We start from the raw sequence: 365 nt of genomic DNA, 5'->3' as shown, positions 1-365 counted from the left end.
CCTAGCAGACATCGTTTACAGCTCGGACTACCCGGGTATCTAATCCGGTTCGTGACCCGAGCTTTCGTCCCTCACCGTCGGATCCGTCTTCCTGAGGCGCTTTCGCCACCGGTGGTCCGTCCAGGATTACGGGATTTCACTCCTACCCCAGACGTACCCCTCAGGTCTTCCGGTCCCAAGCCAGGCAGTTTCCACCGGACGCCTGTGCGTTAGGCGCACAGATTTCCCGATAAACTTGTCTGGCCAGCTACGGACGCTTTAGGCCCAATAACAGCGGTCATCACTTGTGCTGCCGGTATTACCGCGGCGGCTGGCACCGGTCTTGCCCAGCACTTGTTCCTCGACCTCCCTACGGTCGAGAAAAG

General features: G+C 59.2%; 1 rRNA gene. It reads right to left on the bottom strand.

Features of this window, described 5'->3' with window-relative positions:
* Window positions 1-365 (bottom strand): 16S ribosomal RNA (locus C480_RS10465); the annotation flags it as partial.

It is taken from the genome of Natrialba aegyptia DSM 13077, from assembly GCF_000337535.1.
In the GTDB taxonomy this organism is placed as follows: Archaea; Halobacteriota; Halobacteria; order Halobacteriales; family Natrialbaceae; genus Natrialba; species Natrialba aegyptia.
The sequence above is the reverse complement of the archived record's forward strand: the minus strand, read 5'-3'. Positions and strand labels throughout refer to the sequence as shown.